13 protein-coding genes and 1 pseudogene are annotated in these 14,170 nt (G+C 49.1%); 6 read left to right on the top strand and 8 right to left on the bottom strand.

Annotation, left to right across the window (positions count from 1 at the left end):
• Positions 1–84 precede the first annotated feature (84 nt).
• Positions 85–837, top strand: coding sequence for an exodeoxyribonuclease III (locus tag ACU52_RS07230; RefSeq protein WP_193391575.1), 753 nt, complete (start codon positions 85–87; stop codon positions 835–837).
• 872 nt (positions 838–1,709) lie between these two features.
• Here the strand turns inward: ACU52_RS07230 and ACU52_RS07225 are convergent.
• The 6 genes from ACU52_RS07225 to ACU52_RS07200 are packed head-to-tail and all read right to left on the bottom strand — an operon-like array spanning position 1,710 to position 7,793.
• Positions 1,710–2,822 carry an ABC transporter permease gene (locus ACU52_RS07225; RefSeq protein WP_053398314.1) on the bottom strand — a complete coding sequence of 371 codons (1,113 nt, stop codon included), beginning with the start codon at positions 2,820–2,822 and terminating at the stop codon, positions 1,710–1,712.
• Between the two features lie 10 nt (positions 2,823–2,832).
• A complete protein-coding gene (locus tag ACU52_RS07220) occupies positions 2,833–3,936 on the bottom strand; it encodes an ABC transporter permease (protein ID WP_053398298.1) in 1,104 nt (367 codons plus the stop codon).
• 49 nt (positions 3,937–3,985) lie between these two features.
• Complete coding sequence (locus ACU52_RS07215; RefSeq protein WP_082335202.1) at positions 3,986–4,726, bottom strand: ABC transporter ATP-binding protein; 741 nt, start codon at positions 4,724–4,726, stop codon at positions 3,986–3,988.
• Positions 4,723–5,664, bottom strand: a complete 942-nt coding sequence (locus ACU52_RS07210; RefSeq protein ID WP_053398297.1) for an ABC transporter ATP-binding protein — start codon at positions 5,662–5,664, stop codon at positions 4,723–4,725. The genes ACU52_RS07215 and ACU52_RS07210 overlap by 4 nt, the downstream gene beginning before the upstream one ends.
• Positions 5,645–6,535, bottom strand: coding sequence for an HlyD family secretion protein (locus tag ACU52_RS07205; protein ID WP_053398296.1), 891 nt, complete (start codon positions 6,533–6,535; stop codon positions 5,645–5,647). Before ACU52_RS07205 ends, ACU52_RS07210 begins: the two co-directional genes overlap by 20 nt.
• A 4-nt stretch (positions 6,536–6,539) precedes the next feature.
• Positions 6,540–7,793 (bottom strand): TolC family protein, encoded by a 1,254-nt coding sequence (locus ACU52_RS07200; protein WP_053398313.1) that lies wholly within the window; start codon positions 7,791–7,793, stop codon positions 6,540–6,542.
• 250 nt (positions 7,794–8,043) lie between these two features.
• Between ACU52_RS07200 and ACU52_RS07195 the strand changes: the two genes are divergently transcribed.
• Complete coding sequence (locus tag ACU52_RS07195; RefSeq protein WP_053398295.1) at positions 8,044–8,955, top strand: AraC family transcriptional regulator; 912 nt, start codon at positions 8,044–8,046, stop codon at positions 8,953–8,955.
• Between the two features lie 149 nt (positions 8,956–9,104).
• On the opposite strand, the gene ACU52_RS07190 is transcribed toward ACU52_RS07195, so the two are convergent.
• The gene (locus tag ACU52_RS07190) at positions 9,105–9,674 is read right to left on the bottom strand and encodes a DUF4738 domain-containing protein (protein ID WP_082335201.1); all 570 of its coding nucleotides are present in this window, start codon (positions 9,672–9,674) and stop codon (positions 9,105–9,107) included.
• Between the two features lie 211 nt (positions 9,675–9,885).
• On the opposite strand from ACU52_RS07190, the gene ACU52_RS07185 reads away from it, so the two are divergent.
• Together ACU52_RS07185 and ACU52_RS07180 are read left to right on the top strand one after the other, a co-directional pair.
• Complete coding sequence (locus tag ACU52_RS07185) at positions 9,886–10,566, top strand: DUF4230 domain-containing protein (protein ID WP_021854706.1); 681 nt, start codon at positions 9,886–9,888, stop codon at positions 10,564–10,566.
• Entirely contained in the window at positions 10,550–11,206 is a 657-nt protein-coding gene (locus ACU52_RS07180) for a DUF4230 domain-containing protein (protein ID WP_053398294.1), read from the top strand. The genes ACU52_RS07185 and ACU52_RS07180 overlap by 17 nt, the downstream gene beginning before the upstream one ends.
• Positions 11,207–11,234: 28 nt before the next feature.
• Here ACU52_RS07180 and ACU52_RS07175 read toward each other — a convergent pair whose 3' ends face one another.
• Entirely contained in the window at positions 11,235–11,933 is a 699-nt protein-coding gene (locus ACU52_RS07175; RefSeq protein WP_021854704.1) for an aromatic aminobenezylarsenical efflux permease ArsG family transporter, read from the bottom strand.
• Between the two features lie 361 nt (positions 11,934–12,294).
• Here ACU52_RS07175 and ACU52_RS07170 point away from each other — a divergent pair.
• Together ACU52_RS07170 and ACU52_RS07165 are read left to right on the top strand one after the other, a co-directional pair.
• Positions 12,295–12,573, top strand: a pseudogene (locus ACU52_RS07170) (serine acetyltransferase); the annotation flags it as partial.
• 99 nt (positions 12,574–12,672) lie between these two features.
• On the top strand, positions 12,673–14,169 hold the full coding sequence (locus ACU52_RS07165) for a THUMP domain-containing class I SAM-dependent RNA methyltransferase (RefSeq protein ID WP_021854700.1): 1,497 nt from the start codon (positions 12,673–12,675) through the stop codon (positions 14,167–14,169).
• Position 14,170: the final 1 nt, after the last annotated feature.

The following is a 14,170-nucleotide window of genomic DNA, read 5'->3' as shown; positions in this document are numbered from 1 at the left end:
CATAGAAACCGATAAAAGTATAAATGAGGGCAGATTTAACAAAGTCTGCCCTTTATTTTTTTAACCCATATAAAACCACTCATCATTATGAAGCTAATTTCATGGAATGTAAACGGACTGCGGGCCTGTGAGGGAAAAGGTTTCAGCGACATATTCAAACAGCTCGACGCCGACTTCTTCTGCCTTCAGGAAACAAAGATGCAGGAAGGACAGCTCGACCTGAAGTTTGACGGCTATGAGTCTTACTGGAACTATGCCGAGAAAAAAGGCTATTCCGGCACAGCCATATTCACTAAACATAAGCCGCTGAGCGTAAGCTACGGACTCGGAATAGAGGAGCACGACCACGAAGGACGCGTAATAACTCTCGAGATGGAAGATTTCTACATGATAACCGTATATACGCCAAACTCTCAGGACGGACTGAAGAGGCTTGACTACAGAATGAAATGGGAAGATGACTTCCGCGAATATCTCATGCGCCTCGACAAGGTGAAGCCCGTAATAGTGTGCGGCGACATGAACGTGGCTCATAAGGAAATCGACCTGAAGAATCCGAAGACAAACAGAAAGAACGCCGGATTTACCGACGAGGAGCGCGACAAGTTCAGCCAACTGCTTGCAAGCGGCTTTACAGACACTTTCCGCTACTTCTATCCCGACAAGGAAGGCATTTACTCATGGTGGTCTTACCGCTTCAAGTCGCGTGAAAAGAATGCAGGCTGGCGTATCGACTACTTCGTCGTGTCAAACCGCCTGACAGAAAAAATAAAATCTGCAAGCATCCACACCGAGATATACGGCTCCGACCATTGTCCGGTTGAACTTGTGCTGTAAAACACTCATTGTTATTGAAAAGCAGGCTAAATCTGTCTTTAGATTTAGCCTGCTTTTTTATTTTCTATAAAGAACACTAAAACCAAAACTGCATTAACGACAAATAAAGCTGATAAAACTACTCGCATAAACAATAATATTGTAATGCGATATGCCACCTTTTGCCGTGCGAAAGACGGCATATTGCGATGTGAAACATGGTATATCTGAATGCAAAAGGGGGCATATTGGAAAAATAAGGAGCGTTGTTTGGATAAATAGCAATATGACAAGAACGTGGGGTAATGATGATAATGTCATAAAAATCTGATATTCACAACACGGCATTAAACCAAAATTTTTAATGACATTGTCAACAAATAACAATTATAAGTTTAACTGGAATCAACCTTAATCAGGGAAAAAACGGTGTGAAGTCAACCGAAATCAGGAAAGGACACATGCGGAGAAAAACAAAAAAGTTTTTCTGAAAAACTCATCACTCGTCACATCGGCATATAAATATCTGTAACACAACAAGATAGAGTGTGACGAGTTGGATTTTCAACTCATCACATTATGGCATTTTTATCTCCAAAATGCCTTTTGTGACTTTGGCTGACCGGGATTTTCACTGCAGTGTGACGAGTTGAAACGCCAACTCGTCACACTGCAACATATTGACAATCAACATGTTAAAAGCAAATGTGACGAGTGACGAGTTTTTTTAGGAAAAAGTATTATACTTATTGCTCTACAGATTTTATCAACCATTGTTCTATCGAGCCGAGACATCCAAAGGCCTTAATAAAAGGATGCAGCAAACACGATAGCGGCAGGGCGGAACGGCGGCTGAAAGATAAAGCCAGGTACCGCATGCCACGCTGAAAAGGCTATGCACTCTTCTTGTAGCTGCATATAGCCCATGTCCACGATACGGCGGCATAAGCCAGCATAGCGAAAAACTGCATCTGAAGGTCGGCAAAGCCGCTGCCTTTAAGATAGAGCGCCCGCAACACCTCGATGAAATAGCGCAGCGGATTGACATAGGTGATGAGCTGCGCCCACTCGGGCATGGCAGACACCGGCGTAAGCATGCCGCTCATAAGGATGAATATCACGAGGAAAAAGAACATAAGCAGGGCCGCCTGCTGCATGGTGGAAGAATAGTTGGACACAATGAGTCCAAGACTCGACACGATGAGCAGAAACAATGTGGCATAGAGAAACAGCAACAGGATGCTGCCTGCCGGGAGCATTCCGTAGATGAGCCACGCAAGAAACACCGACCACGCAAGCATGAACAGACCTATGAGCCAGTAAGGTATCAGTTTGGAGAAGATAAAACTAAACCGTCCTACCGGCGTTACGTTTATTTGCTCTATCGTGCCGCTCTCCTTCTCGCCGACGATGTTCAGCGCAGGCAGAAAGCCTATGAGCAGCGTGAGAAGCATGGCCATAACAGCCGGAATCATGAACATCTTGTAGTCGAGCTGTCCGTTATAAAGAAACCTCGGCCTGACGTCTGCCCCGGCAAGGCTCACGCCCGAAGCATCAATGCCGTGCTCCTCGCCAAGCTGCGCTGCATAGTCGGCTATTATCTGAAGCATGTATGCCTGAGCCAGCATGCCCTTCATGCCGTTGACGGCGTTGGCCTCAACATTAATGTCTGCCACGCCCGTCTTTACAAGATTCTGCTCAAAGTCGTGCCCTATCTCAACAGCCACGTCGGCACAGCCGCCGTCTATGCTGCGCATGGCTGCCGAATGACTGCCGCAATAGTCTGCCAGCGAGAAATATGCCGATGCGTCTATCTTCTGCACAAGGAGCCGCGAAAAAGAGCTGTGGTCGTTGTCGACGACACAGAACTTAAGGTTCTTTATCTCTTGATTGGCGGCAAACGGAACCACTATGAGCAGGACAAGAGGCAGCATGACAAACAATCTGGGCAGAATGGCGTTGCGCCTGATCTGCAAAAATTCCTTCTCTATCAAATATCTTATCACCATAACGCAGTTATAATCTTACTTTAAACAATTTAAGAGATACGCCAAGCAAAACCGCCTCCATGACAGCCATTACGGCAGCGTCGGCAGCCACATAAACGGCATCTGCCCCCTGAATCATCAGCTTGCGCGCCGCGTCGATATACCACCGCGCCGGAACAATGGCCGAGATGTCGCGCAGAACTGCCGGCATGCTCTCGAGCGGAAACACGAGCCCTGACAGGTATATGGTGGGCACGATGAGCAGCAGCGACAGTATCATGGCCGCAATCTGCGTGCTGACAAGCGTAGAGATTAGCAGTCCGAGCGTGAGCGACACGAGTATGTAGAGCAGCGTTACGCCGAGAAAGCATATCAGGCTGCCCGCCATGGGCACATGCAGCATATAGAAAGCCAGCAGCAGTATTGCCGCAAGGTTTATGCAGGATATCACGAAGTAAGGAACGAGCTTGGCAAGGATGATGCACGCCGGCGGCAGGGGCGACGCCAGAAGCACCTCCATGGTGCCGCTCTCCTTCTCGCGCACGATGGCTATGCTGCTCATCATGGCGCAGATAAGCAACAGAATCATGCCTATAACGCCCGGCACAAAGTTGTATTCGCTCTTCTGCTGCGGATTGTAGAGCATGCGCGTAACGGGAACTATCGTGAAGCCACGGCCTACGGCATCTCCCACGACATCGCTCTTGGCAGCCGCAAGCACCTGCTCGACATACTGCACACGCACGGCAGCCTGGTTAGGCTCACTGCCGTCGGCAAGTATCTGCACACGGGCATCGCCGCCATGGCGAATATTGTCGGCAAAGCCGCTCTCGAAAATCACCGCCACATCTATGTCGCCGCGCCTGAACATGGTTTCAACCTCCGGACGGCTGTGAGGCGCGGCTGCCATGACGAGATAACGGCTGGCGGCAATATGCCCGCAAATCTTAGATGTAACAGCGTCGTGAGACAAGTCGAGCACTGCCACGCGAACATTCTTAACCTCTGTGGTGACGGCATATCCGAACAGCACTATCAGCACTACGGGATAAACCAGCAGGATAAGCATGGTGCGCCAGTCGCGCAGGATATGGCAAAACTCCTTGTGGACAAAAGAAATAAACCGTCTCATATCATATAATTATCATTAACACGAAAAACAATACTGACATCGCCCTGCCCTAAGTGCGCCTGGCCCTGCGGGCAAGACTGAAAAACACATCATACAGACTGTCGGCTCCAAAGCTCTTTTTGAGCGCAGCGGGAGTGTCGAGAGCCTCAATCTTTCCGTCTACCATTATTGACATTCGGTCGCAATATTCGGCCTCGTCCATATAGTGAGTGGTGACAAACACAGTTATTCCGCGGTCGGAAGCCTGATATATCTGCTCCCAGAAGCGGCGCCGGGTAACAGGGTCGACGCCTCCCGTAGGCTCATCAAGAAACACTATCTCCGGCTCATGGAATATGGCAAGCGCAAAAGCCAGCTTTTGTTTCCAGCCGAGCGGCAATGACTTTACGAGAGAGTTGCGCTCGCCCTCGAGCCCCAAGTCGGCAAGCATGCCGGCTGTACGCCCGGCTATCTGTCTGCGCCCCATGCCGTATATGCCGCCGAAGAGTCGCATGTTCTCAGCCACGGTCAGGTCGTCGTAGAGCGAAAACTTCTGACTCATGTAGCCAATGTGGCGCTTCACCTGCTCTGCCTGCGAAGCAACGTCGAAGCCTGCCACCACAGCCCTGCCCTCCGACGGGCGGCTCAGTCCGCAGAGCATGCGCATGGCCGTGGTCTTGCCGGCGCCGTTGGCACCGAGAAATCCGAATATCTCGCCGCGTCTTACGCTGAAAGATATATGATCGGTGGCAACAAAACTGCCGAAACGCTTTGTGAGGTTTTCTGCTATTATAACTTTTTCGTCTGTCATTTTTCTGATGTTTTCATTAATGCCATAAAGCAGTCTTCAACCGAAGGACTTATCTCCGTTATGCCGACTTCGGCGTAGCCCTTTGCTGTGAGCCACGAGCGCAGGGCGTCAGGGGTTGCACCTGGCACGAGCGTAACATGATAGGCAGCACCGAACGAGAACGAAGTGGCAACGAGCGGACATGCCTTCAGTCCGGTCATAAGTCCGTGCATGTCGGCAGCCATGACAGCAAACAGTCTGTCGGCATAAGCCTCAACAATGCCGACAGGTGTGTCGGTCTGCATAAATCGGCCGCCCTGCATAAGCGAAATGCGGTCGCACCACGACGCCTCGTCCATGTATGGCGTTGACACAAGCACGGTTAGTCCGTGTTCATCGCGCAGTTTTTTCAGCATGGTCCAAAATTCCCGGCGCGACACAGGGTCGACACCCGTTGTAGGTTCGTCGAGGAACAGCACTCGCGGAGCATGGATAAGGGCGCAGCAGAGCGCAAGTTTCTGTTTCATTCCGCCCGACAGCTTGCCCGCCCTGCGGTCCTTGAAAGGCTCTATCTGACGGTAGATATCAGCCACAAGGGCATAATTTTCCTCAACGGTAGTATTGAACACAGATGCAAAGAACTTTAGATTTTCCTCTACCGAAAGATCCTGATAGAGCGAGAATCGCCCCGGCATATAGCCTATGCGGCGGCGTATGTCGCGATAGTCGGCCACAACATCAAGTCCGTCTACGCCAGCCTTGCCCTCATCAGGCAACAGCAACGTGGTTAGTATGCGGAAAAGAGTGGTCTTGCCGGCGCCGTCGGGACCGATGATGCTATATATCTCGCCCTCGTCAACGCTGAATGAGAGCTGACTGAGAGCCTCGGTCTTGCCATATTTCTTGCAGAGACCGTCGGCCCATACTATACCCCCGGCATCAGAACCTGACGTCGCCATACATTCCTATTTTAATTAGACCGTCGGTGTTTCTTACAGAAATCTTCACAGCGTAGACGAGATTTGAGCGCTCGTCGCGGGTCTGTATAGTCTTGGGAGTAAACTCCGCCTTGTCTGATATCCACGTTATCACGCCCTGATACTCGCGGCGCTTGTCATCGCCCTCGTCGGCATACACCCTGACTTTCTGCCCTATCTTTATCGAATTGAGCTGACTGGCTGTTACATAAGCCCGGAGTTTCATGTCGACAACATCGGCTATCTTAAACAGAGGCTTGCCCGTTGTGGCATACTCGCCCTGCTCAGCGTACTTCTCGAGCACCGTGCCGCTGATGGGCGACACGACATGACACTTGCGCAACTGGTCGATAACCTCGCGGCGCTGTATCTCTGTGGCAGTCATCTGACTGTTAAGACTGCTTGTGCTCTTGCCGAGCGACGACTGCTGGGCGGCAAGACGGCGGCGCAGCACACGCACGTTGCTCACTGCATCGTCGAGCATCTTGCGGTTGGCGGCATTGTCCTTCACCAGAGCCTCATAACGGCGCTGCTCAGCCTCGGCCTTGGCCAGTTCCTGACGCGTGGCTGCTATCTGTGTCTCTATGTCAGGACGCTGCGTGGCATACACATCCTTTGTGGCGCCGAGCTGCAAGGCGCGCAACTGGAGCTGAACGGTGTCGATTAGTCCTACCTGACTGCCGGCCTGAAGGCGGTCGCCCTCTTCTACGGTGAACGAGAGCAGGCGGCCGTTCTGCTCGGCAGAAACTATCACCTCTGTGGCCTCAAACATGCCCGTGGCGTCATAGTCGGAACTGCCTGAAGAACATGCCGCAAGGGCCACGGACAAGAATATAAATGCAAACTTTTTCATACGGCTAAAAGTTGTTTATGTTTTTAAGTTTATATATTTCCTGTAAAAGCTGTATCTCATGAAAGGCCTTTGTGAGCCTTGCCTCGCTAACGGCATTGATGTCGCGCAGCATCTCATTGACGGTTTCGGTGCCGTTTGCCACCTTGACATCAGCCTTTGAGCGTATGTTTTCACGCAGGGCTATTATCTCGTCGTCCTGACTGATCTGGCGTCGCAGACTCTCTATGTTGCCGCGCTGCAGCTCGCTCTGCAGGCCGGTATTGAAGAGAAAAGCCTCACGCTCGGCCTGTATGTTGAGTCTTTCGGTCTCAATCTTGCGCTTATCGTTGGCACGTGTATACAGACTACCAAAGTTCCACGTAAGCGTCGCGCCAACTTTATAATAAGCCTCAAAGCCGTTTTTAAGCATGTTAAGTGCCGGATTGCCATAACCGCCCTGCAGGAACAGACCTAAACGCGGGCGCAGATACGTGTCGAGACTCTTGAGCTGCTGGTCGAGCAGACGGTTCTGCGCACTGTAAAGGGCGAGTTCAGGACGATTGTTGACCATACCCGAAACATCCGACTCAGCCGGACGGACAAGGCTCACGCTGCCGGATAGCGGCTTGCCGATGAATGTTGAGAGCATCTTCAGATAAGTGGCACGCGACGTAACAAGACCCGTTTCTGTCTGAGCGGCCTTCACCTGCTCCACCTTAACGGCGTCAAGATCGGTCTGGTTGGCCACTCCCCCGCGCACCATTCCGCTTATAGCCTGATAGCTCAGCGACAGGTCGTCTTGCAGAAGCCTTACCTGCCTTATCTGTTCGTCAAGGAGCAATATGCCGAAATAAAGCTGATCTATGCGCTCGTAGACATCATAAATGGCCACGTTAACCTGCTCACGCTCCACGTCGCTGCGCGCGTCTTCAAGCCGCTTAGACGAACTGACGCTGCCGCCGTCGTAAATCTGCTGACTGACATTAACACTGACATCATACTGGTCTTTAGGAAGCGGACTGATTTCTACGCCCGGTATGTCTACCGGAAGCCGCGTAACCTCGCTCTGATAAGAGGCGCGGGCATTGAGAGAAACCTGCGGAAGCCATGCCTTGGAGACATTGCTCACCGACAATGAGCGACTCTGCTCAACCAGGCGAAAACGCTTTATGAGCGGATAATTGGCCCGGGCGAGCTCCCTGCACTCGTCGAGCGTTATCTGAGAGAAGGCCGACACGAACGACAAGGCCAACGCAATAAAAACAATTAAACGTTTCATATCACTGTTATTCACATATAATTAATATTTCATACAAATATGCCCGCTGCAAGATGTAGCAACTAATGCAATACAGGCTACTAAAAGAACACAGTGCAAAGGTAGCAAATAATAACACTACAAGTATTATCCTATAAAGCTATAAAATGTCCCTTTTGTACTTAAAATATCGTAAAAAAGGTGTAGATATGAGTATTTTATTGCCTTTATTCCACATTTTCATTATTTTTGCACTCAAAAAATACGTTTTATGAAGACAAACAACATGTATCCTGAACGTTTTTCATTCTCCGAGATAAAATCCATGTTAGGAAATATCGACGAGCAGAAAAACGCACTACAGATTATAGGCCGCGACGTCGGCATGCTGCGCACAGGACACAAGCTGTTCAGTAACCTGCTTCAGACAGGCACACCTTATATTATAGAAGACTGCCGTCTGGGATTTATCAAGGCGGGAGAAGCCAGCATAACGATAAACCTGAGAGACTATAAACTGGAGAAAAACTCGATAGCATTCATAGGAAGAGGGAGCATAATACAGGTGAACCACTTTTCGGATGACTTCGAGATGTGCGGCATGATGATAAGCAACGAGAAGATGAACATGGTGTTCAGCGGAAAAATTCCGGGCGAATACAACCGCAACGCCTATAACTTTGTGGCCACACCAGGACAGAGCGACATAAACATTGCCGACAGGATGTTTCTGTCGGCATGGGAGATTGCACGCCAGAAAGACTGTCCTGACGAAACTATAGACGGGATAATATATTCGCTGATCCACTACTATAAGTTTCTGAAAAACAAGCACAACGACACCGACGAACACAACAAACCCCATAACAGGGAGATGTTCGACAGGTTTATACAGCTGGTGAGCACCTACAACAAGAAGGAGCACGCGCTGTCGTTCTATGCCGACAAGATGTGCGTAACGCCGCGCTATCTCGGCGTTGTGATTAAGGAGACGAGCGGAATAACTGCAAAAGAATGGATAGACCGCGCGCTGATAACCAACGCAAAGATAATGCTGAGATACGGCAACACGCCGATAGCGCAGATAGCCGAGGAGCTAAACTTCCCCAACCCGAGCTTCTTCTGCAAGTTCTTCAAGCGTATAACCGACATAACTCCGCATGAGTTCAGACAGCGGAAATAGCCAATCAGACCGGCATACATATTCTGCAAAAATACAAAAGCATATCTTTCACACTGCAAAAGGTATGCTTTCGGCATGTAAAAGGCCGTCTTTTAGGAGCTAAAAGACGGCCTTTTACAATCTACTGATTATCAATATGTTACAACAGTCTATACACCTTCATCCTCATAGTCGGGCTGATCGCTGTTAGAGTCGATGCGCAAGTCTTTCTGAATGCTCACTCCTCCTGTACGCGAAATAGTGATGATGAGCGGCACATAGTCGTCGCTGAGCACGTCGGGGGCACCCACACTGGCTGCGAATTTCAGATTGTCGCCGTCTGCCTTCTCAAGCACGATGCCGAGCAAGGCGCTCTTCTTGGCATACTCTTCACCGATATATGACGAGAAATCAGACTTGGTGAACTTGCGGTTGAAAAACTCTGACCCGTCAGGGCGTACGACGCTCAGCGTTATCACGTTGTCGTAATACTTGTTACCGCTGTCGTCTACAATCAGCGGCAGACCGGTGTCTGACCTGCGGCTTATCTTGACATTATAAGAACTTCCTATCCAACTCACGGCATCCTCATAATCAGAATTCTGCATCTTCACAGGAGCTGAGGGCGCCTTCTTTACAGGTTTATGGGCAATGATGTTGCTCGGTTGTTTCTTCTCGCTGCAAGACACGGCGGCGACCGACATCAGCGCCATAAAAATCAATGTGTGCGTTAATTTCATTTCAGTATTTTAAGAATTACTCGTGCAAAGATAATGCAAATAGCACGAAGAACAAAATAAAAATAATTAAACGAGCCTTAAATTTGATTTGACTGTTACACAATGAGAAAAACAAACGGGCTTTAACATCAAAATAATATAAAAGACGCAAAAAAATAACGGTTGAATGACGCCGTAATTATAACTTTTTTGATTAACTTTGTAATCAAGTATGAAAACAATAATATTATATCTGGCACTCGCGGCAATGATGCTTACGGCATGCACAGACAGAAAGCCCGTGAAAAGAGAAGCCGAAAAGATAGACACCATACCTGTCATGGTGATGCAGATAAAGAAATGCGCCAAGCTGTACACGGCTGAATATCAGGTGCACAAGATTGTAACGCACGACGACCAGGTGAAGCTGAAAGGCTCGTTCCTGCAGCAGAAGTTCGACTTCTCCGTGCCGCTCACGACGAGAAAGATAGCCATACCGATAGACGCCACGCTGAAGGCATATATCGACTTCGGCAACTTCTCTGAAAAGAACGTAAGGCGCAACGGCGACAAGATAGAGATAATACTGCCCGACCCGAAGGTTGAGCTGACCGGAAGCCGCATTGACCACAACGAGATAAAGAAGCACGTGTCGCTGATAAGGTCGAACTTCAGCGACGCCGAAATGGCCAACTACGAGAAACAGGGACGGGCGGCGATAATCAGCAGCATACCGCGGCTGGGCATACTCGACATGGCCAAGGAGAGCGCAGCGCATGCCCTGATACCAATGATAACCAAAATGGGATACAAGGAGGAGAACATAACCATAACGTTCAGAAAGAAATTCACCGACAGCGACCTGCCGATGATTCTTGAAAATAACACTATCGAAAATGGAAGAATTCAATAATAACTACCGCCGCAAAAGGAGCAAATGGGCCAGCATGTGGCTGATGATAGGACGCCTGAAGCTATCTATAATATTCATCGTCATCCTTGTAGCCATCATTGCGTCGGCATATCTTGTCAGGTCGTGCAGGGGCAACGAGGCCACAGTATACGTAGACGACAAGATCGACATAACGCCGACACAGGTGCTGGCGATGAAAGAGATAGGCGAATGGGAGTTTCTGTCTATTGAAAACGAGGAAATGATAGACACCGTGAGGAAAGGCTTCTTTAAGGACGACGAGCTGATACGAATATACTACGGCACACTGCGCCTCGGATTCGACATGAGCGAAGCCAAGGCCGACTGGATAAAAGTCGACAAAGACACGCTCGTGATAACCCTGCCGAAGATAAAGCTGCTCGATGAGAACTTCATAGACGAAGCCCGCACAAAATCGTTCTTCGAGTCGGGCTCATGGAGCGACAAGGACAGGGCCGACATGTATAAGCGCGCCTATGCAAAAATGAAGGCAAGATGCCTTACAAAAGAAAATATAGAAAACGCACAGGACAACGCCAAAAGGCAGTTTACGCAGATGCTGAAGGCAATGGGCTTTGAGCATGTAAACATAAGCTTTGAAGGAAACCAAACACGCTGACACCGGAAAAACCGACAGCCAGAAGGCATCAGAAGAACAGGCAGAACACTCCTGCCCCGATAAACAGGACGCCCACGCCGACACTGACCCAGCGCTGAAGAACATGCATGCGCTCCTTCATGGCCGACAAGCCGGCAAGGCCGTAAGCCACGGCCCAAGCCATAAGCACCGTAGGTATGGCTGTGGCAACAGAAAAGACCACGGGCAGCATGAATCCGCCGTGCGACTCGACAGAAAGAGGCATGAGCATGCCGAAATAAACCACGGCACTCTCAGGACAGAACGACAGGGCAAGAAGAAGCCCCAGAGCCATGCTGCCTCCGGCCCCATGGAAGCGATGTCCGCGTGAATGCACATTGGGACAATGCTCATGGCGGTGGATCAGATGGCCGAGCATGAAATATAATCCGATGACTATGAGCACCGGAGCCAGCAGACGCTCGCCCCACTCGCTGAACCAGTGGCCCAGCGACAGCATGTCGGCACCGTTGCGCAAAACAACGATAAGCACCATGCCAAGCACCGAATAGGCAATCATCCGGCCGAAGGTGTAGAAAAGTCCGTTAAGAAACACTCGGCGACGGTTAGCCACATCGCGCGCAATATAGCCCATGGCTGCAATGTTGGTGGCAAGCGGACAGGGGTGAAGTGCCACTATAAGACCAAGCAAAAACGCCGTCAACAAAGGAAACTGAGTATGCTCTATTATGCCGTGTATCCAATCCATATCATCTGAAAATAATAAGAATAAAAAACAAAAACAAGCCTGAAAACCATGCAACAGTATGCCACATTAAGCATAGGCATCGCTTTTCGACATGCAAAGATAATGCAAGTTGAGAGCAGAACAAAACAAATTTGGCTGTTTTTTGACAAAGCCGGCCCGACAAGTTGTATGCCTGCCAATGTCAAAACATATAAAAACAAAAGCTAAACAGCATGACGCCACATGCCGCGAAACCGCACGGACAAGCCACATGCAACATCATATAACAGATATGAAAAAGTCAAACGGAATAAAAGTAAAAAAATTTGGCTTTTAATTATAAATGAATTAATTTTGCAGAAATTATAGATATAAAAATTGCATGAGCACTGATAATTTAACGAAGATTCTCACCACGACAACAGAACGACTGTCAAAGCCGGAATCTCATAAGGAATTATTTCACCGGCATCGTGACGGGGATCGGCTTCCTTCAGGCAAGACGCTTAAAGAAATCATAGAGCTTTCGCGTTCTATCTTGTGTCCCGGATATTATGGGAAGCCGACGGTAAATATCAGAACAATCACATATCATATCGGAATTAACATAGAGCGGCTGCACAAGTTGCTGTCAGACCAGATTGCAGCAGGCCTGTGCTTCGTAGCCCAAAAGACATAGAACTGCAAAAAAGGAAATATAAAAAATCAAATTAACCCAATAAAACAACCACTCGCAAAATAACAAAGAAAAACCTTTATAATGGAACAAGAATTTGAACTCATCGCCAAAACGTTCATGGGTCTGGAGCCCGTTTTGGCACAGGAGCTGACAGAGCTTGGAGCTAACAATGTGCAGACAGGACGACGCATGGTGTCGTTCACCGGTAACAAGGAAATGATGTATCGGGCTAACTTTCAGTTGCACACGGCAATAAGAATTTTGAAACCTATTGCACACTTCAAGGCAGACACGGCCGACAAGGTGTATGACGAAATAAAGAAAATAGACTGGACACAGTATCTCGACCTGAAAAAGAGTTTCTCGGTTGACTCGGTTGTGTTCTCTGAGGAATTCAGACATTCAAAATTTGTGTCTTACAAGGTGAAAGATGCCATAGTAGACCAGTTCCGCGAAAAATTCGGAAAGCGTCCTAACATATCAGTGGCCAACCCGGACATTCGCCTGAACATGCACATCGCCGAAGACCAGTGTACGCTGTCGCTCGACTCGAGTGGTGAAAGTCTTCACAGAAGAGGATACAGACAGGAGTCTGTCGAGGCTCCTCTCAATGAGGTTCTCGCTGCCGGAATGATTCTTATGACCGGCTGGAGAGGCGAAACAGACTTTGTTGACCCGATGTGCGGATCGGGAACTCTGCCCATAGAGGCTGCCCTGATAGCCCACAACATGGCCCCCGGTCTGTTCAGAAAGGAATATGCCTTCGAGAAATGGCCCGACTTTGACCGCGACCTTTTCGACCAAATTTACAACGACGACTCTAATGAGCGCGAATTTACTCACCACATATATGGCTATGACATCGACCTTGCAGCCGTTACAAAGGCGCGCCTAAACGTCAAGGCTGCCGGCATGACAAAATGCATAACCATAGAACAGGCTGACATAAAGAACTTTAAGCAGCCTGCTGAAAAGGCTATAATGGTGACAAACCCGCCTTATGGTGAAAGAATATCTACACCAGACCTGCTGGGAACTTACCGCACTATAGGCGAAATACTGAAACATCAGTTTAAGGAGAACGATGCATGGGTGCTCAGCTATCGCGAGGAGTGCTTTGACCAGATAGGCCTGAAACCATCAATAAAGATACCTCTCTACAACGGTTCGCTTGAGTGCGAATTCCGTAAATATCAGATATTTGACGGCAAGCTGAAAGACTTCAGAAGCGAAGGAAACATCCTGAAGACCGAAGAAGAGAAACGCGCCATGGCCGACAAGCACCGCTTCAAGAAAAACCGCGAGTTCAAGAAGCGCATTGAAGAGGAAGATGACAACGAGGAAGGCGACATCCGCACGTTCAAATTCCACAAGATTTCGTTCAAAGACAGCGGCGACGGCGGACGCGAGCGCAGAAAAGGCGGCCGTGAGCGCAGAGACTTTGACGACCATAAGGATTTTAGCTACGACAAGCGCAAGGGCCGCAACTTCGACGACAACGGCGACAGGGGCGGACGCAAAGGTGGAAAAGGCTATAAAGACAACAAAGGCAAACGCGATCACCGTAAAACGTTTTGAT

It is taken from the genome of Xylanibacter rarus, from assembly GCF_001275135.1.
Lineage (GTDB): Bacteria > Bacteroidota > Bacteroidia > Bacteroidales > Bacteroidaceae > Prevotella > Prevotella rara.
This window is presented reverse-complemented; position numbering and strand designations above follow the sequence as displayed.

Coding starts and splice junctions, on each gene's coding strand:
- ACU52_RS07220 (WP_053398298.1), bottom strand. CDS start 3,936: ATGAGACGGTTTATTTCTTTTGTCCACAAGGAGTTTTGCCATATCCTG.
- ACU52_RS07215 (WP_082335202.1), bottom strand. CDS start 4,726: ATGACAGACGAAAAAGTTATAATAGCAGAAAACCTCACAAAGCGTTTC.
- ACU52_RS07210 (WP_053398297.1), bottom strand. CDS start 5,664: ATGGCGACGTCAGGTTCTGATGCCGGGGGTATAGTATGGGCCGACGGT.
- ACU52_RS07205 (WP_053398296.1), bottom strand. CDS start 6,535: ATGAAAAAGTTTGCATTTATATTCTTGTCCGTGGCCCTTGCGGCATGT.
- ACU52_RS07200 (WP_053398313.1), bottom strand. CDS start 7,793: ATGAAACGTTTAATTGTTTTTATTGCGTTGGCCTTGTCGTTCGTGTCG.
- ACU52_RS07195 (WP_053398295.1), top strand. CDS start 8,044: ATGAAGACAAACAACATGTATCCTGAACGTTTTTCATTCTCCGAGATA.
- ACU52_RS07190 (WP_082335201.1), bottom strand. CDS start 9,674: ATGAAATTAACGCACACATTGATTTTTATGGCGCTGATGTCGGTCGCC.
- ACU52_RS07185 (WP_021854706.1), top strand. CDS start 9,886: ATGAAAACAATAATATTATATCTGGCACTCGCGGCAATGATGCTTACG.
- ACU52_RS07180 (WP_053398294.1), top strand. CDS start 10,550: ATGGAAGAATTCAATAATAACTACCGCCGCAAAAGGAGCAAATGGGCC.
- ACU52_RS07175 (WP_021854704.1), bottom strand. CDS start 11,933: ATGGATTGGATACACGGCATAATAGAGCATACTCAGTTTCCTTTGTTG.
- ACU52_RS07165 (WP_021854700.1), top strand. CDS start 12,673: ATGGAACAAGAATTTGAACTCATCGCCAAAACGTTCATGGGTCTGGAG.